This is a genomic window from Geodermatophilus saharensis, from assembly GCF_900188205.1.
Lineage (GTDB): Bacteria > Actinomycetota > Actinomycetes > Mycobacteriales > Geodermatophilaceae > Geodermatophilus > Geodermatophilus saharensis.
Window position 1 is genome coordinate 110503 of record NZ_FZOH01000010.1, and the last position, 23759, is coordinate 134261.

At 76.4% G+C, this 23759-nt stretch carries 23 protein-coding genes and 1 tRNA gene; 15 read left to right on the forward strand and 9 right to left on the reverse strand.

Features of this window, described 5'->3' with window-relative positions; translation table 11 throughout:
- The first annotated feature begins 77 nt into the window (after positions 1-77).
- Positions 78-2075: a putative bifunctional diguanylate cyclase/phosphodiesterase gene (locus CHC04_RS20670; RefSeq protein WP_217897486.1), complete on the forward strand. Its 1998-nt coding sequence runs from the start codon at positions 78-80 to the stop codon at positions 2073-2075.
- Entirely contained in the window at positions 2072-2983 is a 912-nt protein-coding gene (locus tag CHC04_RS20675) for an ABC transporter substrate-binding protein (RefSeq protein WP_089405840.1), read from the forward strand. Before CHC04_RS20670 ends, CHC04_RS20675 begins: the two co-directional genes overlap by 4 nt.
- A 102-nt stretch (positions 2984-3085) precedes the next feature.
- Here CHC04_RS20675 and nagA read toward each other — a convergent pair whose 3' ends face one another.
- Positions 3086-4216 carry an N-acetylglucosamine-6-phosphate deacetylase gene (nagA, locus tag CHC04_RS20680; protein WP_089405841.1) on the reverse strand — a complete coding sequence of 377 codons (1131 nt, stop codon included), beginning with the start codon at positions 4214-4216 and terminating at the stop codon, positions 3086-3088.
- 124 nt (positions 4217-4340) lie between these two features.
- Here nagA and CHC04_RS20685 point away from each other — a divergent pair, with 124 nt between their 5' ends.
- From CHC04_RS20685 to CHC04_RS20710, 6 genes are all read left to right on the forward strand, one after another.
- On the forward strand, positions 4341-5861 hold the full coding sequence (locus CHC04_RS20685) for an ABC transporter substrate-binding protein (protein ID WP_089405842.1): 1521 nt from the start codon (positions 4341-4343) through the stop codon (positions 5859-5861).
- Positions 5862-5869: 8 nt separating this feature from the next.
- Complete coding sequence (locus tag CHC04_RS20690; RefSeq protein ID WP_281252262.1) at positions 5870-6802, forward strand: ABC transporter permease; 933 nt, start codon at positions 5870-5872, stop codon at positions 6800-6802.
- Entirely contained in the window at positions 6799-7737 is a 939-nt protein-coding gene (locus CHC04_RS20695) for an ABC transporter permease (protein WP_089405843.1), read from the forward strand. The genes CHC04_RS20690 and CHC04_RS20695 overlap by 4 nt, the downstream gene beginning before the upstream one ends.
- Positions 7734-8822, forward strand: a complete 1089-nt coding sequence (locus CHC04_RS20700; protein WP_245817562.1) for an ABC transporter ATP-binding protein — start codon at positions 7734-7736, stop codon at positions 8820-8822. The genes CHC04_RS20695 and CHC04_RS20700 overlap by 4 nt, the downstream gene beginning before the upstream one ends.
- Positions 8819-9886 carry an ABC transporter ATP-binding protein gene (locus CHC04_RS20705; RefSeq protein WP_245817564.1) on the forward strand — a complete coding sequence of 356 codons (1068 nt, stop codon included), beginning with the start codon at positions 8819-8821 and terminating at the stop codon, positions 9884-9886. The genes CHC04_RS20700 and CHC04_RS20705 overlap by 4 nt, the downstream gene beginning before the upstream one ends.
- Positions 9887-9983: 97 nt before the next feature.
- A complete protein-coding gene (locus CHC04_RS20710) occupies positions 9984-10736 on the forward strand; it encodes an MIP/aquaporin family protein (protein WP_089405939.1) in 753 nt (250 codons plus the stop codon).
- 38 nt (positions 10737-10774) lie between these two features.
- Here the strand turns inward: CHC04_RS20710 and CHC04_RS20715 are convergent, their stop codons facing one another.
- From CHC04_RS20715 to CHC04_RS20735, 5 genes are all read right to left on the reverse strand, one after another.
- Complete coding sequence (locus CHC04_RS20715) at positions 10775-12694, reverse strand: helicase-related protein (RefSeq protein ID WP_245817567.1); 1920 nt, start codon at positions 12692-12694, stop codon at positions 10775-10777.
- A gap of 16 nt (positions 12695-12710) precedes the next feature.
- A complete protein-coding gene (locus tag CHC04_RS20720; RefSeq protein ID WP_089405844.1) occupies positions 12711-14228 on the reverse strand; it encodes a protein kinase domain-containing protein in 1518 nt (505 codons plus the stop codon).
- Positions 14229-14425: 197 nt separating this feature from the next.
- Complete coding sequence (locus tag CHC04_RS20725) at positions 14426-14860, reverse strand: arsenate-mycothiol transferase ArsC (RefSeq protein ID WP_089405845.1); 435 nt, start codon at positions 14858-14860, stop codon at positions 14426-14428.
- Complete coding sequence (locus CHC04_RS20730; RefSeq protein WP_089405846.1) at positions 14857-15591, reverse strand: aquaporin; 735 nt, start codon at positions 15589-15591, stop codon at positions 14857-14859. The genes CHC04_RS20725 and CHC04_RS20730 overlap by 4 nt, the downstream gene beginning before the upstream one ends.
- A 5-nt stretch (positions 15592-15596) precedes the next feature.
- Positions 15597-15950 (reverse strand): ArsR/SmtB family transcription factor, encoded by a 354-nt coding sequence (locus tag CHC04_RS20735; RefSeq protein WP_089405847.1) that lies wholly within the window; start codon positions 15948-15950, stop codon positions 15597-15599.
- Between the two features lie 132 nt (positions 15951-16082).
- Here CHC04_RS20735 and CHC04_RS20740 point away from each other — a divergent pair, with 132 nt between their 5' ends.
- The 3 genes from CHC04_RS20740 (at position 16083) to CHC04_RS20750 (ending at position 17925) form a co-directional block, all read left to right on the forward strand.
- Positions 16083-16574 carry an ArsI/CadI family heavy metal resistance metalloenzyme gene (locus CHC04_RS20740; protein WP_089405848.1) on the forward strand — a complete coding sequence of 164 codons (492 nt, stop codon included), beginning with the start codon at positions 16083-16085 and terminating at the stop codon, positions 16572-16574.
- A 123-nt stretch (positions 16575-16697) separates the two neighbouring features.
- Positions 16698-16784, forward strand: a tRNA-Ser gene (locus tag CHC04_RS20745).
- A gap of 103 nt (positions 16785-16887) precedes the next feature.
- A complete protein-coding gene (locus CHC04_RS20750; RefSeq protein ID WP_245817569.1) occupies positions 16888-17925 on the forward strand; it encodes a GGDEF domain-containing protein in 1038 nt (345 codons plus the stop codon).
- Positions 17926-17988: 63 nt separating this feature from the next.
- Here the strand turns inward: CHC04_RS20750 and CHC04_RS20755 are convergent, their stop codons facing one another.
- Positions 17989-19101 carry an NAD(P)/FAD-dependent oxidoreductase gene (locus CHC04_RS20755; RefSeq protein ID WP_089405849.1) on the reverse strand — a complete coding sequence of 371 codons (1113 nt, stop codon included), beginning with the start codon at positions 19099-19101 and terminating at the stop codon, positions 17989-17991.
- Between the two features lie 302 nt (positions 19102-19403).
- On the opposite strand from CHC04_RS20755, the gene CHC04_RS20760 reads away from it, so the two are divergent.
- A complete protein-coding gene (locus CHC04_RS20760; RefSeq protein WP_176450120.1) occupies positions 19404-19895 on the forward strand; it encodes an NUDIX domain-containing protein in 492 nt (163 codons plus the stop codon).
- Here the strand turns inward: CHC04_RS20760 and CHC04_RS20765 are convergent.
- Positions 19892-20704 carry an endonuclease/exonuclease/phosphatase family protein gene (locus tag CHC04_RS20765; RefSeq protein ID WP_245817571.1) on the reverse strand — a complete coding sequence of 271 codons (813 nt, stop codon included), beginning with the start codon at positions 20702-20704 and terminating at the stop codon, positions 19892-19894. The two genes, CHC04_RS20760 and CHC04_RS20765, sit on opposite strands and share 4 nt — an antisense overlap.
- A 140-nt stretch (positions 20705-20844) precedes the next feature.
- On the opposite strand from CHC04_RS20765, the gene CHC04_RS20770 reads away from it, so the two are divergent.
- The 3 genes from CHC04_RS20770 (at position 20845) to CHC04_RS20780 (ending at position 22864) form a co-directional block, all read left to right on the forward strand.
- Positions 20845-21735, forward strand: coding sequence for a 1,4-dihydroxy-2-naphthoyl-CoA synthase (locus CHC04_RS20770; protein ID WP_089405851.1), 891 nt, complete (start codon positions 20845-20847; stop codon positions 21733-21735).
- An 85-nt stretch (positions 21736-21820) separates the two neighbouring features.
- A complete protein-coding gene (locus CHC04_RS20775; protein WP_089405852.1) occupies positions 21821-22153 on the forward strand; it encodes a hypothetical protein in 333 nt (110 codons plus the stop codon).
- 114 nt (positions 22154-22267) lie between these two features.
- Complete coding sequence (locus CHC04_RS20780) at positions 22268-22864, forward strand: TetR-like C-terminal domain-containing protein (protein WP_089405853.1); 597 nt, start codon at positions 22268-22270, stop codon at positions 22862-22864.
- 24 nt (positions 22865-22888) lie between these two features.
- Here CHC04_RS20780 and CHC04_RS20785 read toward each other — a convergent pair whose 3' ends face one another.
- A complete protein-coding gene (locus tag CHC04_RS20785; RefSeq protein WP_176450121.1) occupies positions 22889-23590 on the reverse strand; it encodes a TetR/AcrR family transcriptional regulator in 702 nt (233 codons plus the stop codon).
- Between the last annotated feature and the right edge of the window lie 169 nt (positions 23591-23759).

A 23759-nucleotide genomic window follows, 5' to 3' on the forward strand; every position in this document is an offset into this window, starting at 1 on the left:
CGCCCGGCCGGGACGCGGACCACCCCGACGGGTGAGGGGCGGTTGAACTCCTCCGGGTTCCGGTCGATCTGGTCTCCGTGATCCGGTCCCGTGTCGCCCAGGCGGTCGGCACCCGGCTGTTCGCCGCCTACGCCGCGGCCAGCCTGGTGCCCGTCGTGCTGCTGGGTGCTGGGCTCGCGGCGGGCATCCGGCAGGACGCCGTCGACCGCGCGCTCGAGTACGGCCACGCCCAGGCCGCCGTCGTCGAGGAGATGGCCATCGCCCCGGCGCTGCGCGGGCGCGACCTCGCCGCCGGCGTGAGCGGCGCGGAGCTCCTGCGGCTGCAGACCGCCACCGACCTGGCCGTCTTCCGCGGCTCGATCCTGCGGCTGCGGCTGCGCGACTTCTCCGGCGCGGTGGTCTTCGCCGACGACGGCGCCACCGGCCCCGAGACCGCGCTGCCCGACTACCCCGCCGGCGAGGGCGTCGTCCCGGCCGGCGGCACCGCCTTCACCACGGCCGCGACCGGCGGCACCGACGTCGCCCTCCTCGACGGCGAGGGCATGGCCGTCGGGCGGATGATCCGCGTGCTGCAGCCGATCGTGGCCGACTCCTCCGGCCGCTCGGTCGGCGTCCTGGAGCTGCTGCTGCCCTACGACACGGTCGCCGCACAGGTCGAGGCGGCCACCACCCGCACCTACTGGCGCCTGGGCGCCGGCCTCGCCGCGCTCTACGTCGTGCTCGCCGGGATCTCCTGGTCGACCACGCGCCGGCTGCGCCGCCAGGCCGCGCAGGCCGAGCACGACGCCCTGCACGACCCGCTGACCGGGCTGGCCAACCGCGAGCTGTTCGCCCGCCGGGTCGCCGCCGAGATCGGCCGCGGCACGCCCGGCGCCGTCGTCCTCGTCGACCTCGACCGGTTCAAGGAGGTCAACGACACCCTCGGCCACCACGCCGGGGACCAGCTGCTGGTCGAGGTCGGCCGCCGGCTGACCGCCACCGTGCGCTCGGGGGACACCGTGGCCCGCCTCGGCGGCGACGAGTTCGGCCTGCTGCTGCCCGGGATGGACAGCGCCGCCGACGCCCGGGAGCTGGTGCAGCGGGTGAGCGACGCGCTGTCGGTCGAGACCGTCGTCGAGGGCGTGCCGCTCGCCGTGGAGGCCAGCTGCGGCATCGCCATGCACCCGGCCGACGCCACTGACGTCGAGACGCTGCTGACCTGCGCCGACGCCGCCATGTACCAGGGCAAGCGCGGCGCGACCGGGGTCGTCGTCTTCGACCCGCGCGCCACCGCGCCCTCGCCGCACTCGCCGGCCCTGCAGCACGACGTCCGCCGCGCCCTGGCCGACGGCGACCTGCGGCTGCACTACCAGCCGCAGGTGGACCTGGCCTCCGGCCGCACCGTCGGCGTCGAGGCGCTGCTGCGCTGGCAGCACCCGGTCCGCGGGCTGCTCGGTCCCGGTGACTTCCTGCCGGCTCTGGAGCAGTCCGGCGTCATGGGCGCGCTCACCGAGTGGGTGCTGCGGCAGGCGCTGGCCGACTGCGCCGCCTGGAGCGCCGTGGGCGAGGACTGGACGGTGTCGGTCAACGTCTCGGTGCGCAACCTCGAGACCCCCGGGTTCGCCGCCACCGTCGCCCGGCTGGCCGCCGCGGCCGGGGTGCCGCCGGCGCGGCTGCACCTCGAGGTGACCGAGACCGCGCTGCCGGCCGACCTCGCCACCGCCTCGGCGTGCCTGGCCGAGCTGGCCGCGCACGGCTTCGGCGCCGCGCTCGACGACTTCGGCGTCGGCTTCGCCAGCCTGTCGCACCTGCGCTCGCTGGCGCTGACCGAGGTGAAGGTCGACCGCGCCTTCGTCACCGGCGTGGACGTCTCGGCCGAGGACGCCGCCGTCGTGCGGTCGCTGGTCGAGCTCGCGCACGGCCTGGGGCTGTCGGTCTGCGCGGAGGGCGTGGAGACGCCCGCCGTCGCGGCCTGGCTGCGGGCGGTCGGCTGCGACCGCGCCCAGGGCTGGTTGTTCTCCCGGCCGCGCCCGTGGCCGGAGCTCTCCCGCGCGGCCGCAGCGGTGTCCGCGCCCTCCGTGGAGGTCCTCGCGTGACCCGCACCCACCGTGCCCTCGCCGGCACCGCCGTCCTCGCCGCCGCCCTGCTCGCCGCCGGCTGCGGCGCGTCGGCCGACCCGGCCGCGCCCGCCACCGACGCCGCACCGGCGGTGACCGTGGACCAGCGGCTGCACGCGGCACTGCCCGAGGAGGTGCGCGACAGCGGCGTCCTCACCGTGGCCAACGACCCGTCCTACCCGCCGGCGTCGTCGTTCGGCCCGGACGGGCGCACGATCGTCGGTTTCGAGCCCGACCTCGGCGCGGCGCTCGGCGACCTGCTCGGCGTGGAGGTGCGGTTCGAGGCGTCGTCGTTCGACACCCTGCTCGACGACCTCGCCGCCGACCGGTTCGACCTGGTGATGAGCGCGGTCACCGACACCGCGGAGCGCGAGCAGCAGGCCGACTTCGTGAACTACTTCCGCGCGGGGTCCTCGATCGTCGTCTCGCGGGGCAACCCGCACGGCATCCACGACCTGGCCGGGCTGTGCGGGCGCAGCGTCGCCGTCGAGGCCGGGACGGTGCAGGTCGGGCTGCTCGAGCGGGCGCAGTCCTCGTGCACCGGCGGTATCGACGTCCACGAGCTGCCCACCAACGACGACGCCCTGCTCGAGCTGCGCACCGGCCGTGCCGACGCCGTCGTCGCCGACTACCCGCCGGCGGTCTTCGTGACCACCGACCCGCGGACGCAGAGCAGCTTCCAGCTGGTCTCCGACACGCAGTACGAGCCGGGGCTCTACGGCATCGCCGTCGCCACCGACCGGCCGGGGCTGCGCGACACGCTCACCCGGGCGCTGCAGCGGCTCGTCGACGACGGCGTCTACCAGCAGCTGCTCGACCGCTGGGAGGTCGGGCACGGCGCCGTCGACTCGGTGACGGTCAACGGCGGGCTGCCCCCGGCCGAGTGAGCCCCTGGCCGGGCGCGTGCGCGCCCGGCCGGGACCGAGGGTGTGCGCGGAGGCCGCACCCGACCGCCGGTCGTGCGGCGTCGGCGCACACGCTCGGGCGTCCTAACCGATCCGCTGCCCGGCCGCCCAGACGGCGGTGACGGACCGGTCCGCACCCAGGGCGACGACGTCGGCCGCGCACCCGGGGGCCAGCCGGCCGAACCGGTGACCGAGGCCCAGCGCGCGGGCCGGCGTCGCGGTGAGCGCGGTGACCGCGGCGACCGGGTCGACGCCGGCGTCGAGGGCGGCGCGCAGCGCGGCGTCCTGGGTGAGCGTGGACCCGGCGAGCGTGCCGGTGCCGGCGAGCACCGCCCGCCCGTCGCGCACGGTGACCGCCCGCCCGCCGATGCGGTACCCGCCGTCGGCACCCCCGGCGGCGGCCGTCGCGTCGGTGACCAGCGCGACCCGCCCCGGCGCCCCGGCCATCAGCAACCGCGCGACGACGGGGTGCACGTGCACGCCGTCGAGCACCAGCTCGAGGGTGACCCGGGGGTCGGCCAGCGCGGCGCCGACCGGGCCGGGCTCGCGGTGGTGCAGGCCGGGCATGGCGTTGAGCGCGTGGGTGAGCAGCCGGGCGCCGGCGTCGAACGCGGCCGCGGTGAGCGCGGCGCCGGCCTCGGTGTGCCCCACGGCGACGACGACGCCCGCGGCGGTGAACGCGCGCACCGCCTCCAGCGCCCCGGGCAGCTCCGGTGCGATCGTGACCTGCCGCAGCGTGCCCCGGGCGGCGGCCAGCAACCGGGCGACGTCGCCGGCGGTGGGCGCGCGCAGGTGGCGGGGGTCGTGCGCGCCGCAGCGGGCCGGTGCGAGGAAGGGCCCCTCCAGGTGCGCGCCGAGGACGGTGGGGTCGGCCTCGGCCAGGTCGGCGATGCCGGCCAGCGACGCCGCCAGCTCCCCGACCGGCGCGGCGACCAGGCTGACCACCGACCGGGTGGTGCCCGCGGCCCGGTGCACGGCGAGACCCCGGCGGACCGCGTCGGGGCCGTCGTCGAAGGAGGACCCGCCGCCCCCGTGCGCGTGCAGGTCGACGAACCCCGGGGTCAGCTCCGCGCCGGACAGGTCGACGGTCTCCTCGGCCGGCGGGGGCGGCCCGCTGCCGGTGGCCGTGATCGTGTCGCCGTCGAACAGCACCCACCCGTCGCCGGTGACCCCGCCGGCGTCGAGCAGCCGGCCTCCGGCGAGCAGCGTGCGCACGGCACGGGAACTCCCCGCCCGGGAGGTGGACGGAACGTAACGATCGAGTTCTCGTTTGGCACGGCCGGAGCGACAGGGCCAGGGTCGGAGGCGGAGGACACCGCCCCGACCCCCGGAGGTCCGCGTGCGTACGAACCGGTTCCTGCCCCTCGCCGCGGCCGCGGCCCTGGTCCTCTCCGCCTGCGGGGGAGGGGAGAGCGTCGACACCGGCGGGGGCGGCGGTGGGGAGAACGTGCTGGTGGCAGCGGTCAGCGCCCAGCCCGACCAGTTCGACCCGCACGCCACCAACGCCTACGCGAGCTTCCAGGTGCTGGAGAACGTCTACGACACCCTCGTGGTCCCGGACCCCGAGGACCTCACCATGCAGCCGAGCCTGGCCGAGTCGTGGACCACCAGCCCCGACGGGCTGAGCTGGACGTTCACCCTCCGCGACGGCGTCACGTTCCACGACGGTAGCGAGTTCGACTCCGCCGACGTCGTCTACAGCTACCGGCGGATCATCGACGAGGAGCTGGCCAACGCCTACCGCTTCGCCACCGTCGCCGACGTCACCGCACCCGACCCGCGGACCGTGGTCCTCACCCTCACCCGGCCCACGCCCAACCTGCTGGAGCTCATCGGCTCGTTCAAGGGCATGGCGATCCTCCCGGAGAACGCCGCCGAGGACCTCGACCTGCAGACCGAGGCCAACGGCACCGGCCCCTTCGAGCTGGAGAGCTCCGACGCCAACGCCACCGTGCTCACCGCCTTCGACGACCACTGGGGCGGCGCGCCCACCGTCGACGGCGTCGAGTTCCGCTACATCACCGAGCCCAGCGCGGCGCTCACCGCGCTGAGCAACGGCGAGGTGCAGTGGACCGACAACGTGCCCCCGCAGAACATCGAGTCCCTGCAGGACGACGACGCCGTCGAGATCGGCTCGGTGACCAGCGTCGAGTACTACTACCTGTCGATGAACTACCGGGTCCCGCCGTTCGACAACCGGGACGTGCGCCGGGCGATCGCGACCGCCGTCGACCGCGAGGAGGTCACCCAGGCCGCCCGGTTCGGTGCCGCGCAGCCCAACGAGACCGCCATCCCCCAGGGCAGCCCCTGGTACCTGGACTACGCGCCCTTCACGCCGGACCAGGAGGCGGCCCGGCAGCTGCTCGCGCAGGCCGGCGTGCAGACGCCGCTGACGATGGGCCTGATGGTCACCGACGAGATCCCCGAGACGGTGGCCGCCGCCCAGGTGATCGCCAGCCAGCTGCAGCCCATCGGCGTGGAGGTGGAGATCCAGGAGGAGGACCTGGCCACCTGGCTCGACCGCCAGTCGCAGGGGGACTTCGACGCCTTCCTGCTCAGCTGGATCGGCAACATCGACCCGGCGGACTTCTACGAGAACCAGCACCTGTCCACCGGCGGCAGCAACTACCAGGGCTACACCAACCCGCAGGTCGACACCCTGCTGACCCAGGCGGCCACCGAGCCGGACCAGGCGGTCCGCAAGGACCTCTACGACCAGGCCGCGCGGATCATCGTGGACGACGTCAGCTACCTGTACCTCTACAACCCCGACGAGGTGCAGGCCTGGGCGGCCGGGCTGACCGGCTACCAGGTCCGGGCCGACGCGGCGATCAACTTCGAGACGGTGGAGCTGCCCTGACCGGGTACCTGCTCCGGCGCGCCGGCCAGGCCCTGGTGGTCCTGGCCGGCGTCAGCGTCCTGGTCTTCTCCCTCATCCACCTGGTGCGCGGCGACCCCATCCGGCTGGCGCTGGGCACCCGGTACTCCCAGGAGACCTACGACGCCCTGCGGGAGCGCAGCGGCCTGGACCTCCCCCTCGTCGAGCAGTACCTCACCTGGGCCGGCCGGGCGGTGACCGGCGACCTGGGGGTGAGCTTCCGCAGCGGGGAGACGGTGACGGCGCTGATCGCCGAGCGGCTGCCCGCGACGCTGACCCTGGCCGTCGCCGCGCTGCTGGTGGCGCTGGTCATCGCGCTGCCGCTGGGGCTGCTCTCGGCGCTGCACCCGCGGTCGTTCGTCGACCGGCTGGCCACCGTCGTCAGCCAGTTCGGCATCTCGGTGCCGGACTTCTGGCTGTCGATCATGCTCATCCTGGTCTTCGCCGGGACGCTGGGCTGGCTGCCCTCGGGCGGCTACGTCTCGCTCACCGAGGACCCGCTGGGCTGGCTGCAGCGCCTGGTCCTCCCCGCGATCGCCACCGGGGTGGTCTCCGGCTCGGTGATCACCCGGTTCGTCCGGTCGAGCACGCTCGAGGCGCTGGGCGCCGACCACGTCCGCACCGCCCAGGCCAAGGGCGTGCCGACCCGCCAGGTGCTGACCTGGCACGTGCTGCGCAACGCGCTGCTCCCGCTGGTCACCGTCACCGGCGTGCAGCTGGCATACCTGCTGTCCGGCGTCGTCGTCGTGGAGATCGTGTTCTCCTGGCCGGGCCTGGGTCAGCTGGCCTACCAGGCGGTCCGCGACCGCGACTTCCCGGTGCTGCAGGGCGCGGTGCTGCTGTTCGCCCTGGTGTTCCTGGTGATCAACCTGCTGGTGGACCTGCTCTACAGCCGGATCGACCCGAGGATCTCGCGCTCATGACCCAGCTGCCCACGCCGGGCGCCACCCCCGCACAGCCCCCGCCGTCCGAGCCGATCCCGGCGGCGGCCCCGCCCCGGCCGCGCTGGCGGGAGACCCTCGGCCTGCTCGCGCGCAACCCGACCGCCGCCGTCTCCGCCGTCGTGCTGGTGCTGATCGTGCTGGTCGCGGTCTTCGACGAGACGCTGGCGCCCGACGGCCCCAACGACCAGGACCCGGGCCGGCAGCTGCAGCCGCCGAGCTGGGCGCACCCGTTCGGCACCGACGAGTTCGGCCGCGACGTGTTCAGCCGGGTCGTCCTGGGCGCGGCGACGTCGCTGCGGGTGGGGTTCCTCTCCGTCGCGTTCGCCCTCGTCGTGGGCACCCTCATCGGGCTGCTGGCCGGCTTCTACGGCCGGTGGGTCGACGACACCCTGATGCGGCTGATGGACGTGCTGTTCGCCTTCCCCGCGGTGCTGCTGGCCATCGCCATCGTGGCCATCCGCGGCGCCGGGCCGGCCAACGCGATCCTGGCCATCGGCATCGTCTACGTGCCGATCTTCGCCCGTGTCACCCGCGCCAGCGTGCTCGGCGTGCGCGAGGAGGTCTACGTGCGGGCCTCGCGGTCGGTGGGTGCCTCGGACTGGCGGCTGATCACCCGGCACGTGCTGCCCAACGCGGCCCCGCCGATCATCGTGCAGACCTCGATCAGCCTGGCCTTCGCCGTGCTGGCCGAGGCGGCGCTGTCCTTCCTCGGCCTGGGCCCGCGCCGGCCCAACCCGTCGTGGGGGCTGATGCTCGCCGACGGCCGCGGCTTCATCGAGCAGGCCTGGTGGTACACCGTCTTCCCCGGCCTGGCGATCGTCGTCACGGTGCTGTGCTTCAACCTGCTCGGTGACGGCCTGCGCGACGTCCTCGACCCGCGCCAGCGCACGCTGATGGCCGGGGGCGGCCGGTGACGTCGCTGTCGAAGGCGCCGCAGCCCGCGGCCGGGCCCGTGCTGGAGGTCGAGGACCTGCGGGTGCGGCTGCGCACCCCGCGGGGGACGGCGCACGTGGTCAACGGGCTGGGGTACTCCGTCGGCCCGGGCGAGACCGTCGCCGTCGTGGGCGAGTCCGGCAGCGGCAAGAGCGTCTCGGTGCTGGCGCTGCTGGGCCTGCTCCCCCCGCGGACGGCGACGGTGAGCGGCCGCGCGCTGCTGCACGGCGAGGACCTGCTGACCATGTCCCCCGAGCGGCTGCGGCAGGTCCGCGGCCCCGGCGTCGGCATGGTGTTCCAGGACCCGATGACCTCGCTCAACCCGGTGCTCAGCGTCGGCCGGCAGCTCACCGAGGGGCTGCGGGCGCACGGTCACGTGTCCAAGGCCGCGGCGCGGGCGCGCGCGGTGGAGCTGCTCGGCGAGGTGGGCCTGCCCGATCCCGGCCGGGCGGTGGACCGCTTCCCGCACGAGCTCTCCGGCGGCATGCGGCAGCGGGTGGTCATCGCGATCGCGCTGGCCAACTCCCCGTCGCTGCTGATCGCCGACGAGGCCACCACCGCCCTCGACGTCACCGTGCAGGCGCAGATCCTCGACCTGGTCGAGCGGCTGCAGACCGAGCACGGCACCGGCGTCGTCTGGATCACCCACGACCTCGGCGTCGTCGCCGGCATCGCCGACCGGGTGCTGGTCATGTACGGGGGGCGCTGCGTGGAGGACGGCACGGTCGACGACGTCCTCGAGCGGCCGGCGCACCCCTACACCCGCGGCCTGCTCGGCGCGCTGCCCGACCTCGCCGCCGACGACGGCGGCGACCTGGCCACCATCGCCGGCACCCCGCCGCCCCCGACGGACCTGCCGGCCGGGTGCGTGTTCTGGCCGCGCTGCCCGGTGCGCGGCGACGCCCGGTGCGAGACCGAGCAGCCGCCCCTCGCCCCGGTGAAGGGGAGCCATTATCGCGACAAAGGCACTTCCGGGGTGCCGGGGGAGGGCCAATATCGCGACGAAGGCACTTCAGGGGTGCCGCACCGGGCGGCGACGTGGTGCGCGGAGGGGAGCGGATCGTGACGTCGACGACGAAGCGGCAGGTCCTGGTCTCCGCGCGCGGGTTGGAGGTGCACTTCCCGATCCGCGCCGGCGGGCTGCTGCGCCGCGGCACCGGCGTGCTGCGCGCCGTCGACGGCGTGGACCTCGACGTGTACCGCGGCGAGACGCTGGGCCTGGTGGGGGAGTCCGGGTGCGGCAAGTCCACGCTCGGCAACGCGCTGCTGCGCCTGGTCCGGCCCACCGGCGGCACGGTCTCCTTCGACGGCGCCGAGGTCACCGCGATGTCGCGGGCGCAGCTGCGCGACCTGCGCCGCCGCGCCGGGATGGTGTTCCAGGACCCCTTCGCCTCCCTCGACCCGCGGCGCACCGTGGCGCAGACGGTCGGCGAACCGCTGGAGGTCCACGGCCTGCACCCCGGGCGGCAGGCGCGCGCCGCGCGGGTGCGCGAGCTGCTCGAGCTCGTCGGCCTCGACCCGGGCGTCGCCGCCCGCTACCCGCACGAGTTCTCCGGCGGGCAGCGGCAGCGCGTCGGCATCGCCCGGGCGCTGGCCGGGGAGCCGGACTTCCTGGTGTGCGACGAGGCGATCGCCTCCCTCGACGTCAGCGTGCAGGCGCAGGTGCTCAACCTGCTGCGCCGGCTGCAGCGGCAGCTGGGGCTCACCCTGCTGTTCATCTCCCACGACCTGTCGGCGGTGCGGCACGTGTCCGACCGGATCGCGGTCATGTACCTGGGCCGGGTGGTGGAGGTCGGGCCCGCGGCCGCCGTCGCCGCGGAACCGCAGATGCCCTACACGCGGGCGCTGTTGTCGGCGGTGCCGCTGCCGCACCCGCAGCTGGAGCGCTCGCGGCGGCGCATCGTGCTGCGCGGCGACGTCCCCTCGCCGGCGCGGGTGCCCAGCGGCTGCCGCTTCCGCACCCGCTGCCCCGACGTCTTCGAGCCCTGCCCCGACGTCGACCCCGCGCTGCAGCCGGTCGGGTCCGCGCCCGGGCACGTGGCCGCCTGCCACCTGCACGGCGTCGTCGGGACGCCGGTGCAGCGGGAGCGGCCCGGCGAACCGGTCGACGCCGGCGACCCCGCGCGCTGACCCGCGAGACGCGGCCGTCCGTTTGCCTGCGTGATCGTCCGGCTACCGCGCGCCGGGAGGCGGCGCAGGGCGTGCTGCGGGGGACGGGGATCGCGTGATGGCGTCGAGCAGGACCGACCGGGGTGCCGTGGCCACCGGTCTCTACGGCAGCAGGATCGGGCCGAGGGTGGGGCGCACGGCGCTCACCGAGTTCGTCGGGACGGCGATCCTGGTGTTCGTCGGCACCAGCGTGGTGGTGGCCGGGCCCGCCACCGGCAGCAGCCTCTACGAGCTGCTGGGCGTGGTGCTCGCCTTCGGCCTGACCCTCACCGCGCTCGCCGCGGCCCTCGGCCACGTCTCGGGGTGCCACCTCAACCCCGCCGTCACCCTCGGCCTGGCGGTGACGGGACGCTTCCCGTGGCGGGCGGCCGGCGCCTACGTCGCCGCGCAGCTCGCCGGTGGCCTCGCCGGCGCGGCGGCCACGTGGGCGGTCTACGGCGGAGCCGCCCGCAGCGAGGCGGTGCTCGGCGCCACGACGCCACAGGAGGGGGTCTCGTCGGGGCAGGCGTTCCTGGCCGAGGCGCTGGTGACCTTCGTCCTGGTGCTCGTCGTCGTCTCGGTCGCCACCGACGACCGCGCGGAGTCCTCGATCGCGCCGGTGGCCGTGGGCTTCGCGCTGGCCGCCGCGGTCTTCGCCGCCGGGCCGCTCACCGGCGGGGCGGTGAACCCGGCGCGCGCCTTCGGGCCGAACGTGCTGGCCGGGCAGCTGTCGTCGCTGTGGATCTACCTGCTGGCCCCCGTCGTCGGCGGCGTCCTCGCGGCCCTGGTCTACGACCGCCTGCTGTCCTCGGGCGCACCCCCGGAGGCCTGAGCGCGCCGGGCGCCCCCGTCGTCGCTAGGGGACCCGGGTCAGCCCCGGCCGCTGCGGGTGGGACGGCGGCCCTGCCGGGAGCCCGAGCGAGGGCCGCGCCGGGTGTCCCGGCCGCCGGCGCGGGGGTGACCGTCGTGGGCCCGTCCGCGCGGTGCGCTGCACGGCCGGCAAGTGGAGAACCACGGCGCGATGGCGGTGCCGCACTCGACGCAGGCGCTGGACCGGCTGACCGCGATGGCGTCGGGCAGCAGCTCGCTGATCGCCTCGGCGCACTCCTCCTCGACCCAGGCGGCGTCGTCGCTGTCGAGGCCGGCCACGCCGGGGAACTGCCGCAGCAGCGTCTGGGCGTCCCGGGCGGCCGCGGCGGTCTGCTCGAAGTCCTCGACACCGCCGCCCACCGGGACGTCGGGCAGCACCAGCTCGGGGCGGACCGGCAGGCCGACCGCGTGCCGCAGCGCCGCCCGGGCCAGCACCAGCCAGCGGGTGCGCCGCGGCGGGCTGTAGTCGATGGGCAGGTTCACCAGCCGCCAGACGGTGTGCAGGTCACCGGCCGCGCCGAGCGGGCCGCGCAGCAGCGGCAGCAGCGCCTGCACCCGCAGGACGAGGGGCCCGACGTCGTCGGGGGTCATGGCCTGGTCGCGGGTGGCCGCGCGGGCCCAGGCCTGCCAGCGCACCAGCGCCTCGGGCAGGTCGACGGCCTCGATCGCACCGAGGTCCTCGAGCTCGGGCCGCAGCCGCGGCCGGCGCTCGGGCAGGTCGCTGGCCCGGTCGCCGCGGGCGACCTCGGCGCCGACGGCCACCAGCGCCACGGAGGGCCGCAGCTTCGGCACGCCGGTCAGGACACCCACGGCGCCGTGCCCGGTCAGGCCGTAGCGGCCGGCCCGCCCGGCGATCTGCGCGGTCTCCCAGGTGCGCAGCGGCCGCAGCTCGACGCCGTCGAACTTCGTCGTCTCGGCGAACAGCACGGTGGTGGCCGGGACGTTGATGCCGTGCCCGATGACGTCGGTGGTGACCAGGACGTCGAGCTCGCCGGTGACGAACCGGTCGATGACCTCCCGCCGGGTGGCCGGGGGCAGCGCGCCGTAGAGGACGCCCACCCGCCCCGGCCGGTGCCGGTCGAGCTCGGCGGCGACGGCGTAGACGGTCTTGCGGGAGAAGGCGACGACGAGGGTCTGCGGGCGGACGCCGGTGGTGCGGACCGGTGCGCGCAGCACGTCGAGCCGGGACAGCCGCTGGTGGTGGACGACCTCGACGTCGCCGGCGTCGTCGACGAGCGGCGCCAGCAGGGGGTGGGCCTCGGCCGCCGCGATCAGGTGCATCTCGCGGTACTCGCCGGTGAGCAGCAGCCGCGCCCAGTGGTGGCCGCGGTCGGGGTCGGCGACCCAGTGGGACTCGTCGAGGACGAGCAGCTCGCCGCGCACCGGTGCCTTCTCCACCGTGCAGCAGACGATCGGCGCGGAGGGGTCGATCTCCTCCTCGCCGGTGGACAGGCCGACGGTGCCCTCGGGCAGCAGCGCGGCGAGCTTGGCGTAGGCCTCGTGGGCGAGCTGGCGCAGCGGTGCGGCGTAGACGCCCGAGCCGGTGGCGGCCAGCGCCTGCAGCGACTCGTAGGTCTTGCCGGAGTTGGTGGGGCCGAGGTGGAACACGACCCGCTGCGGCGGGGTGGTGCGGACGGGCAGTTCCGGCGCGGCGCCCTCCACCCACAGCTGCTGGGCGCGCCGCTCGGCGCGGGCGGCCTCGCGGTCGGCGTCCCGGGCGGCGGCACGGTCGGTGCGGCCGACGGCGTGGCCCGCGGCGGGACGCTCGGCGGCGGAGCGCCGCTCGCGGCGGCGGACGGTGGACGGCGGGGGAGCGGTCTCGGGCAGGAGAGGTCCTCGGGTCGGTCGTGCGGGAGGGATGCGGCCGCCGCGATCGGCAGCGGGGCAACTCCGGGTCAACACCGATCGGGCCGGTTCCATGCCCGGGCGGCCTCCCTCAGTCCTTCTCCTTGTCCTTGTCCTTGCCGTTCCCGTTGCCCCGACCGTTGCCGTTGCCGTTCCCGGAGCCCTCGTCGCCGTCGTCACCGCTGTCCTGCTCCTCCGGCGCCGGGGCCGGCGCAGGGGCCGGCGTCGCGGTGGGGGCGGGGGCCGGCGGCGGGGCGACGGCGTGGGTCAGCGTCACCGGCTGCCCGGGCAGCAGCTCCCCGGCGGGGTCGACGGCGATGACCAGCCCGTCGGCGACGTCGGCGGTGGTGAGCGGGCGCCGCTGCACCTGCAGGCCCAGCGCGGCGAGCTCGGCCTCCACCTCGGCGACCGGCCGGCCGACCAGCGCGGCGGGGTCGATCCGGACGGTGCTCGGCGGAGCGGGGGCGCTGCTGGTCGTGGTCGCCGCCGTGGCGCCGGCCGGGGGGGAGGACGGGTCGTCGCCCGCGCTGCCGAGCAGGCCCCAGACGCCGAGTGCGACGAGGACCGCCGCGACGGCGGCGCCGGCGACGGCCGGCCACGCCCTGCGCCGGCGCGGGGGCTCCTCCGGCGCCGTGCCGTCGTGCACCGCGGTGTCCCCGGCGGTGTCCCCGGTGGAGGTGTCGAGGGGCGCGGCGGCGGGCCCGGTGGCCGGGAGCGGGAACGGCAGCACCGCCGTGGCGTGGCGGTCCACGCCGACGTCGGGCGCGGCGGCGGTCGCGGGGGCAGCCGGGGTCAGCGCGTCGACGGCGTCGCGCAGGGCCGCTCCGTCGGGGAACCGGGCGGCGGGGTCCCGGGCCATGGCCCGCGCGACGAGGTCGCGCACGTCCCCGGGCACGTCCGGTGGCAGGGGAGGGGCCGGCTGGCGGATCTTCGCCAGTGCGATCTGCACCGGGCCGTCGCCGTCGAACGGCACCCGGCCGGCCAGGCACTGGTAGGCCACCACGCCCAGCGCGTACACGTCGCTGGCGGGGCTGGCCGGGACGCCGTCGGCCTGCTCCGGGGAGAGGTAGTGCGCCGTCCCGAGGACCTGCCCGGTCCGGGTGAGGTGCAGGCTGGACGCCGACCAGGCGATCCCGAAGTCGGTGATCTTCACGTCGCCGTCGCCGGTGACCAGCACGTTGGCCGGCTTGACGTCGCGGTGCACGACGCCGGCCGCGTGGGCGGCCGCCAGCGCCGCCGCCGTCTGGCGCACGATCCGCAGCGTCGAGGCGACGTCGAGCCGCCCCCGCTGCACCAGCAGCTCCGACAGCGGGGTGCCGTGGACGAGCTCCATGACGAGGTAGGGGAGGGTCCCGGTGGGGCCCTCGACCTCCCCGTAGTCGTGCACCGCGGCGATGTGGGGGTCGTTGAGCAGGGCGGCGTGCCGGGCCTCGGCGCGGAACCGCTGGAGGAAGGCCGGGTCGCCGGTGAACTCCCGGCGCAGCAGCTTCACCGCGACGGTGCGCTCCAGGAGCGTGTCCTGCGCGCGCCACACCTCGCCCATGCCACCGCCGGCGATCATGGTGCCCAGCCGGTACCGGTGGCCCAGCAGGTCCCCGGTCGCTGTCATGGCCAGCCGCTCCGCTCTGGGTCGATCGCCGTCGGACGTCGCGCCGGCCGGCGGGAGGCCTCCCTCGGCACGGGGCAGCGGGCTGCGCCGGGGTGCGGCACGGTGCGGCCCGTCCGCGCGGGAGGGGGACGGGCCGGCGCCCGGGAATCTACCCGCCGCACCGCGGCCGGACCGGCAGCGCCGGGCGCGTCGGCCCGTCAGCCGTGCCGCGGGGGCCGGTCCTGGGCGGCCGGCGGCACCAGCTCGGCGAGCAGGGCGCGGACCCGGGCGTCGAGGTCGTCGACGATGCGCCGCACGGTGTCGAGGTCCTGGTCCTTCGGGTCGTCGACCGGCCAGTCCTCGTACCGCGTGCCGGGCACGTAGGGGCAGGTCTCGCCGCACGACATGGTGACCACGACGTCGGCGGCCTCGACCAGGTCGTGCCGCAGCCTGGTCGGCGTGTGGTCGGTCACCGGCAGGCCGCGCTCGGCGAGCACCCGGGCGACGACCGGGTTCACCTCGGTGCCCGGCTGCGAGCCGGCGCTGCGGACCTCGACGCGGTCGCCGCCGTGGTGGCGCAGCAGGGCGGCCGCGGCGACCGACCGGCCGGCGTTGTGGACGCAGCTGAACAGGACGGACGGCCTGGAGGTCATGGAGTGCCTTCCGAGGAGGGGCGTCGGCGGTCGCCGCGGCCGGTGCCGGCGAGCTCCCCGGCGACCGCGGCGGCGTCCGGGTAGAGCAGGCGGACCGCGCCGACGGCGAGCGCGGCGCCGGCGAGCTGGGCGAGCACGAACCCGGGCACCGAGGACGGCGCGATGCCCGCGAACGTGTCCGACAGGGTGCGCGCGGCGGTGACCGCGGGGTTGGCGAAGGACGTGCTGCTCGTGGCCCAGTACATGGCGGTGATGACACCGGCGACGGCGTAGGCGACGTGCGACGCCCGGCCTGAGCGGACCACGCCGAAGACGACCAGCAGCAGGGCGAACGTCGCCACCACCTCGCCGAGCCACAGCCCGCCACCGGACCGGTCGCGCGTGCTGAGCTCGACCGCGGGTACGTCGAACATCACGTTGGCCAGCAGTGCCCCGGCCGCGCCGCCGGCGAGCTGGGCGGCGACCACCACCACCGCGTCGCGGGTGGTGATCGCGCCGAAGGCCCGCTCGGCGAGGGTGACCAGCGGGTTGAAGGCCGCCGACACCGGCCCGAGCGCCAGGACCAGCGCGACCAGGACGGCGCCGGTGGCCAGGCTGTTCTCCAGCAGCTGCAGGCCGGCGTCGCCGGGGGACAGCCGCTGCGCGGCGATGCCGGAGCCCACCACGGTGGCCACCAGCAGCATGGTGCCCAGCGCCTCGGCGAGCGCCGTGCGCGTCAGTGCCGGGCCCATCGCCGTCAGCGGGTGGCCAGGGCGGCGCGCAGGGCCTCCAGCGCGGCCGGGACGACGGCGTACCAGACGTTGCGGCCGCGCTTCTCGCTGGTGGCCAGCCCGCTCTCCACCAGGATCCGCAGGTGGTGGCTCACCGTGCCCTGGCTGCGGCCGACCGGGTCGGTCAGGTCGCACACGCAGATCGCGCCGCCCTCCGCGGTGGCCAGCAGCGACACCAGCCGCAGCCGGACCGGGTCGGCCAGCGCGGCGAACTGCCGGGCGAGGGTCTCCGCGCCGGGCTCGGAGAGCACCTCGACCGACAGCGGCGCGCAGCAGGCCACGTCGGGCGCGTCGAGGACGGGCAGCTCGCGAGCGGTCATCGGGTCGGTCTCCTCCGTCGTCGCGGCCCGTTGCCACGGACCCATTGACAGCCATCGATGGTAGCGGCACAGTGACGCATCGACAATCGTCGATGCTTCCGGCGTCCGCGCCGCCACCCCAGGAGGTCAGCCGTGTCCCGTCTGCAACTCGCCCTCAACGTCGACGACGTCGAGGCCGCGACCGCCTTCTACGCCAGGCTCTTCGGTGTCGCGCCGGCCAAGACCCGGCCGGGGTACGCCAACTTCGCGGTCGCCGACCCGCCGCTGAAGCTGGTGCTGCTGGAGAACCCGGGGTCGGGCGGCACGCTGAACCACCTCGGCGTCGAGGTGGCCTCCGTCGAGGAGGTCGACGCCGAACGGACCCGCCTCGCCGCCGTCGGCCTGGCCTCCACCGAGGAGCGCGACTCGACCTGCTGCTACGCGAAGCAGACGAAGTTCTGGGTGGAGAACACCCCCGGCGGGGAGCGGTGGGAGGTCTACACCGTGCTCGCCGACAGCGCCACCTTCTCCGGCGACACCGCTCCGGCGGCCGCCGGGGCCGAGGGCGGGGCCTGCTGCACCCCCACCGACCCCGGCGAGTCGACCTCGCCCGCTGCTCCGGTCACCGCGGCCGCCTGCTGCTGATCCCGGGCGGGGCGACCGCCGCCGTCCTGCGCGTCCACGATCGTCCGCCGGTGCACACGCCGGCCGGGTCCGGGGGCGGGTAGCGTCGGCAGCCCGCACCCCGGCCCACGGGCGGGGGACGGAGGAGGGCTCGCCTAGCGGCCGATGGCGGCGGTCTTGAAAACCGCTATGGGGTCACACCCATCGTGGGTTCGAATCCCACGCCCTCCGCACCGACGCCGGCACCGCCCGACACGCCGTCCGCGCGCCGACACCCGCCCCCTTCGGGTGGGTCGGCTCAGGGCAACGGCCCGTTGCGGCCGAAGGATGAGGTGTGGCCGCTCCCCGGGGACTGAGAGCGCGGCAGCCGTGGGCCGCCGCGCGGTCCCTCGTGCTCATGCTGGGCGTCTCAGCCCTCGTCCTCGCCGTCGTCAGCACCTTCGGCACCAACGCGGCGAGCTGGCTGAGCACGGGGGCCTCCTGGGCCGGGGTCGGCCTCCTCGTGGTCCTGGCCGTCGCCGTGCGGTCGATCGACCCCGAACGCCTCGACCGCGCCGGCCTGTTCACCGCGGCCGGTGCGGCGGGCGCCCTGCTCGTCTGCGGGCTCAACCTGCTCACGCAGGACTCCTCGGCCGGCGCCCAGGCCTTCCTGGCCTTCCCGGTGCTCTGGGCGGCGTCGCACCTGCGCCGGGCCGCGGTCACCGTGGTGACGGCGACGGCGGTGGTGGCCAACGCCGTCGTCGTGCCGCTGCTCGTCCCCCTCGAGGTCGGGATCAGCGACGTGCTCATCACCGGGGTCGTGCTCACCGTGGTCGCGTCCATGCTGGAGCGCTCCTGCGCGGTGCAGGAGCGGCTGGTCGAGGCCCTCGAGCAGCAGGCCACCGTCGACACCCTCACCGGCCTGGTCAACCGCCGCGTCCTCGACGACGCCCTCACCGTCGCCCTGACCGGGTCCGGGGACGAGGGCACGGCCCTGCTGCTGCTCGACGTCGACTCGTTCAAGCAGATCAACGACGAGCACGGTCACCCCGTCGGAGACGACGCGCTGGTGCACCTCGCCGGGATCGTCCGCGGGCAGATCCGCGCCGGCGACGCCGTGCTGTCCCGGCTGGGCGGCGACGAGCTGGCCGTGCTGCTGCCCGGCTGCAGCTCCGCGGTGGCCGTCGCCCGCGCCGAGTCGGTGCTGGAGACGGTGCTGTCCACTCCGCTCACGCTGCCCGACGGCAGCCTGCTGGCGATGTCGGTGAGCGTCGGGGTGGCGCACTGCCGTGCCGGCGCGCTCGGCCGCCGCGAGTTCTACGCCGCCGCCGACCGGGCGCTCTACCGCGCCAAGCGGGGCGGGCGCGGCCGCGTCGAGGTCGCCCCCGCCTGAGGAGGGGCCATTATCGCGATATTGGCATCCTCCTCCGGGTGCCAACAGCGCGATGAGGGCTGCTCACCGGCGGAGGTGGCGGGCGGCGGCGGTGAGGGCGCGGGCGGTGAGCCGGCCGTCGGCGAGCCCGAGCGCCACCACGTCGTCGAACACCCGCTGGTCGGCCGCCGCCGCGCGGAACGCCGCGTCCATGACCGCCGGCCACCGGCTGATCCACGAGGCCGCCGACGCCGACCGGTGGTGCGCCCCCAGCCGCGAGCGCAGCGCCCGCCGGTGCACCGCGCCCGCGCCGGCCCCCGCCGACGCCGCGGCTCCGGCCAGCGCCCCGGACAGGACGGCGTAGAAGATCCCCTCACCGGTCATCGGGTTGACCAGCGACGCGGCGTCGCCGGCCAGCAGCACCCGCCCGTCGGGCTGGCGCGGCCGGCCGGTCGACAGCGGCAGCCGGTGCGCCCGCAGACCCTCCGGCTCGACGCCGGGCAGCAGCCGGTGCAGGCCCTCGACCAGCGCCGCCCGGTTCGCCCCGCCGGAGACCAGTTCGCCGTAGCCGACGTTCACCCGCCCGTCGCCCAGCGGGAACGACCACGCGTAGGCCGGCCAGCGCTGCTCGGTGGTCACCAGCACCTGCGTGCCGGCCTGCCCTGGCGGCTCCGGCGCGTAGCCGCGCAGCGCCACGGCCAGCCGGTCGTCACGGTTGCGCCGCAGCTCCAGCGCCCGCCGGACCACCGACTCCGCCCCGTCGGCGCCGACCAGCACCCCGGCGGTGAGCGCGCCGTCGACGACGACGCCGTCGGGTCCCGGCGCGACCGAGCGGACGGTGTGCCGGTGCAGCACCGCACCCCGGTCGAGGGCGGCGGCGAGCAGGCGGGCGTCGAACACCTCCCGCGGCACCACCGACGAAGGCCGGTGCGTGGTCCGCTCGACGGCGGCGCCGCCCGGTGAGCGCAGCGAGAGCCGGGGCGCCGGCGCGTACCCGGCGGTGAGCGCGGCGACGTCGACCCCGAGACCGGCCAGCACGTCGAGCGCCTCCGGGGCGATGCCGTCGCCGCAGACCTTGTCGCGCGGGAAGTCCGCCCGGTCGAGCACCAGCACCGACGCGCCCGTGTGCAGGGCGGACAGCGCCGCGGCCGCGCCCGCCGGACCGCCCCCGACCACGACGACGTCCCAGCGCTCCACGACGGCGACGCTAGGCAGCCCGGTCGCCGGGGGCCACCGGGGCGGCGCGGTCGCGGCCCTGGTCCGTCCCGCTCGGGCGGCGCAGGACGGCCGCACCGGCGTCGGCCAGGAGGAACCCGAGCCCAGCCCGCCACGCCGAGGGCGAGCGCGCTGGCACAGGCCCGCCACGCCGACGTCATCCGGAAGCCGATCGACGGCGAGGGCGCCTGGCAGCTGGAGGCCGAGGCGCAGGCATCGCCCCCCGGGCTGGGACTGACCGCCGGGCCGGGGCGGGGACCGGGCCGGTGCGGTGGAATGGAGGCGTGGCGACCAGCGGGCTGACCCCCACCGACGGCTGGACCACCTGCTCGCTCGGCCACCGCCACTGGGGGCGTGCCGGTGCCGCGGGGCTGCTGGTGCACCGCGACGGCGCCGGGGGGCCGGAGCTGCTGCTGCAGCACCGCGCGCTGTGGTCGCACCACGGCGGCACCTGGGGGACGCCGGGCGGCGCGCTGCACCTGGATGAGACGGCCGAGCAGGGGGCGCTGCGGGAGGTGGAGGAGGAGCTCGGCCTGGCCGCGGGCGACCTGGTTCTCGGTGCCATGTCGGTCGACGACCACGGCGGCTGGGCCTACACGACCGTGCTCGCCCGCCCCGTCGGGGACCTCGACCCCTCGCGGCTGCGGCTCGACGGCGAGAGCACCGGCGTGGCCTGGGTGGCGCTGGCGTCGCTGCACCAGGTGACGCTGCACCCCGGCCTGGCCGCCTCGATGGACCGGCTGCGGCCGCTGCTCTCCGACGGGACGGCGGCCTAACCCCTGTCGACGGTCACCGTCAGCGCCCGGTGGTCGCCCACCGGCAGCTCCTGCACCGCGGGGTCGCGGCCGGTCGCCGCCCGGCCGAGGGCCAGCACGTGGTCCAGCTGCAGCCGCGGCGCGTGTGCAGGGAAGCTCGCCTCCTGCACCAGCCGCGCCGCACCGGTCAGCCGGGCGGGCACGCCGCCGGGCAGGTTGAGGTCACCGGCCAGCACCACCGGGCCGGGCAGCGCCGCCGCCCACCGCCGCACCCGGCGCAGCTGGCGGACCGCCGTCGGCGGCGAGAACGACAGGTGGGTGGCCACCACGGTCAGCCCGTCCAGGCACGCGGCGACGGCGACGCGTGGCTCGTCGGGCACCCACCAGGTGCGCAGCCGGCCGGCGCCGGGGTCGGGAGCCCGCAGCGGCAGCCGCGCCCGCCCCGTGCCCAGCCCCAGCACCGCCCAGCGGCGCACCGGGCGGCGGGACACCAGCGCGATGCCGTACGCCGGCTCCGACACCGGGTCCCCGGGGCCGCGCAGCCCCGCCGGGTCGGCCGCGGTCCAGGTGCCGCGGAAGGGGCTCGGCGTCCCGTCGAGCGTGGCGGCCATCCGCCAGTCGGCCGCGGCCAGCGCCCCGGCGACGACGGCGGCCTGGTCGGCGCCGCCGGAGCGGGGCTGGCAGGCGTCGACCTCCTGCACGGCCAGCACGTCGGCGTCGAGCCCGGCGACGGCGGCGGCCAGCCGCGGCGCCGTCAGCACGCGACCGTCGGGACCGCGCCCGGAGGCGAGGTTGAGGGTGCCCACGCGCAGGGCTCCGCCGTCGGGCACGCCCGCGACGCTAGCCGCGCGGCGGCCGCCGCGCCCGGCCGAGCAGCACTCGCTGCACGAAGGACCCGCTCCCCCCCTCGCACGCTCGGGGTGGGACCCGGGAGCGGGCCGGACCCGGCCGGAGTCGATACCTTCTCCCCGTGAGCGCCCGCGACGACGTCTCGGAGATCTTCGACGCCGCGGCGTGGCGGCCGGTCGAGGGCTTCGACCTCACCGACCTCACCTACCACCGCGCCGTCGACGCCGGCGTCGTCCGGATCGCGTTCGACCGGCCGGAGGTGCGCAACGCCTTCCGGCCGCAGACGGTCGACGAGCTGATCGCCGTGCTCGAGCACGCCCGGCTGTCCACCGACGTCGGCTGCGTGCTGCTCACCGGCAACGGCCCGAGCCCGCGGGACGGCGGCTGGGCGTTCTGCTCCGGCGGGGACCAGCGGGTGCGCGGGCGGCACGGCTACGAGCACCAGGTCGGGCGCAGCAGCGGGCGGCTGCACGTCCTCGAGGCGCAGCGGCTGATCCGGTTCATGCCGAAGGTCGTCGTCTGCGTCGTCCCCGGCTGGGCGGCCGGCGGGGGGCACAGCCTGCACGTCGTGTCCGACCTGACCCTGGCCAGCGCCGAGCACGCCCGGTTCAAGCAGACCGACGCCGACGTCGGCAGCTTCGACGGCGGCTTCGGCTCGGCCTACCTCGCCCGCCAGGTCGGGCAGAAGTTCGCCCGCGAGGTCTTCTTCCTCGGGGAGGAGTACTCCGCCGAGGAGGCCCACCGCATGGGGATGGTCAACCGGGTCGTCCCGCACGCCGAGCTCGAGGCGACGGCGCTGGACTGGGGCCGGCGGATCGTCGCCAAGAGCCCGACCGCCCAGCGGATGCTGAAGTACTCGTTCAACCTGGTCGACGACGGGCTGGTCGGCCAGCAGCTGTTCGCCGGGGAGACCACCCGGCTGGCCTACGCGGCCGAGGAGGCCGTGGAGGGGCGCGACGCCTTCCTGGAGAAGCGCGATCCCGACTTCTCCCGCTTCCCCTGGCACGTGTGAGCGACCCCGTCCTCCCCACCCCTCGCAGGCTCGGGGCGGGACCCGGGACGGGGCCGCACCCGAGAGTTCCCTGGAGAGGATGCACATGATCGTCGAGGTGGTGGGGGGCGCCGACGAGCGTCCCGAGGTGCGGGTCGTCGACACCGACGACCTGACCAGGCTCCACCTGGCCCTCGGCCAGGTGACCGACGAGGAGGCCGACGAGGCCCTGCGCGAGGCGGGGCTCGGACGGCTGGAGGACGCCGACACGGGGTCGCTCGACGCCGCGGCGCTGCGGGCCGCCGCCGAGCCGGACGCCGACGTCGCCGACTGGGCGCAGCGCTGGGACCGGATGGTCGAGCACGCCCGCGAGCGGGGGTGGCTCAGTGAGGACGGTGCCACGCTGCAGGTCCACGTGGAGAGCGCTGCAGGCGCCTGAGCTGTGCGTTCGTCGGCCGCGCGCCGGTCGCCGCAATTCGGTCGTTGTGGTCACTCCATCCAGGCGCCAGTATGAGGCAGTGCACAACCTGATGACGTGCGAACGGATCCGCTCGTGAGCGGCACCCCCGGGCGCCCGCTGAGCGCCGAGCTGTCCGAGCAGCTGGTCGCGGTCGCCGTCGACATCCTCGCCGAGGAGGGCTGGGGCCGCCTCAACAGCGACCGGGTCGCGGCCCGGGCCCGCGCCGGCAAGGCCGGCATCTACCGGCGCTGGCCCTCGATGTCCGCGCTGGCGCGCTCGGCCGTCAGCCGCTTCCGGCTGGTGCGCGTACCGGACGACGAGGGCTCGCCCCGCGCCGACCTGGTCGCGCTGGTCGCCTCCTGGCGCCGGCCGCTCTCGCGCGAGGAGCGGGCCGTGGCCAGCCTCGTCGGTGCCGCCCGGCACGACGAGGACCTGCGGGCCGGCCTCGACGCCGCGCTGGTCGACCCGCTGACGGCGGTGGTCGACACGCTCGGGGCGCGGTGGGCCGAGCACGGTGAGGACGTCCCGGCCGAGCGCCTGGCGCTGTTGCGCTCGGTGCTCGAGGCCTTCTGGTGGCAGCGGCTGACCGTGGCCGGCGACGGCGCCATGGTGGCCGAGCACGTCGAGCAGGTCGTCGACGAGGTGCTCATGCCGATCGTGGCGCCGGCCGCGGAGCCCGCCCACCACTGACCGGCGCCTCCCGGCGGCCCGCCGTCAGACGGCGCGCAGGACGCCGGGGCCCGCGTCGTCCCGGGCGGGACCGGTCCCCGGGGCGGCCCGCAGGTCGTCCTCCAGCCGGGCGAGCAGCCGGTCGGTGAGCGCGCGGGTGCGCGCGGCGACCGCGGGCACCTCCTCGGGGGCGGGCGGTCGGTCGCGCAGCTCCGTGACCAGCGTCCGCGTCGTCGCCAGCCACGTGGCGGCCACCAGCCCGGCGGTCAGCCGGGGGTCGGCCGGTGCGGGCCGGTCGGCGTCGGGGCCGGTCCACGCCTCCTCCAGGGCCGCGCGCAGCTGCTGCTCGGCCCCGTGGTGCAGCTCCCGCTCGGCCGCCTGCAGTGCCGCCGACCGGTCGAGGTCACCGGCGGTGCAGCGTCCCTCCGGCGCGGCCAGGCGCTCGACGAAGCTCCCCATCGCCTCGGTGAGGTGCTCGCGCAGCGCGGTCAGCGCCGGCACGCCCGGGGCCCGGTCCCGCACCGCGTCGGCGGGGCCCTCGACCCACGGCGACCGGCCGGACCAGTAGAGCTCCTCCTTGGTCGCGAAGTGGTTGAACACCGTCTGCACGGCCACACCGGCCGCGGCCGCGACGTCGGCGATGGTCACCGTGTCGAAGCCGCGCTCGCAGAACAGGCGCTGGGCCGTCTCTCGCACCTGGGCGCGGGTCCGTGCCTTCTTCAGTGCGCGGCGGGGCTGCTCACTCACGGTTCGGAGATTAACAACGGGGAGTGCTCGCTTCGCAGGATACGGAACAGGATCTGCCGAGTCGGCCGGGGCGCCGTCCGGCTCCCGGCCGACGGACACGGTGCCGATCCTGCCGTACGGGCGGCGGGCCCCCGGAACGGGGCGGGGGTTCCGCGGGTGCGGGTCCGGG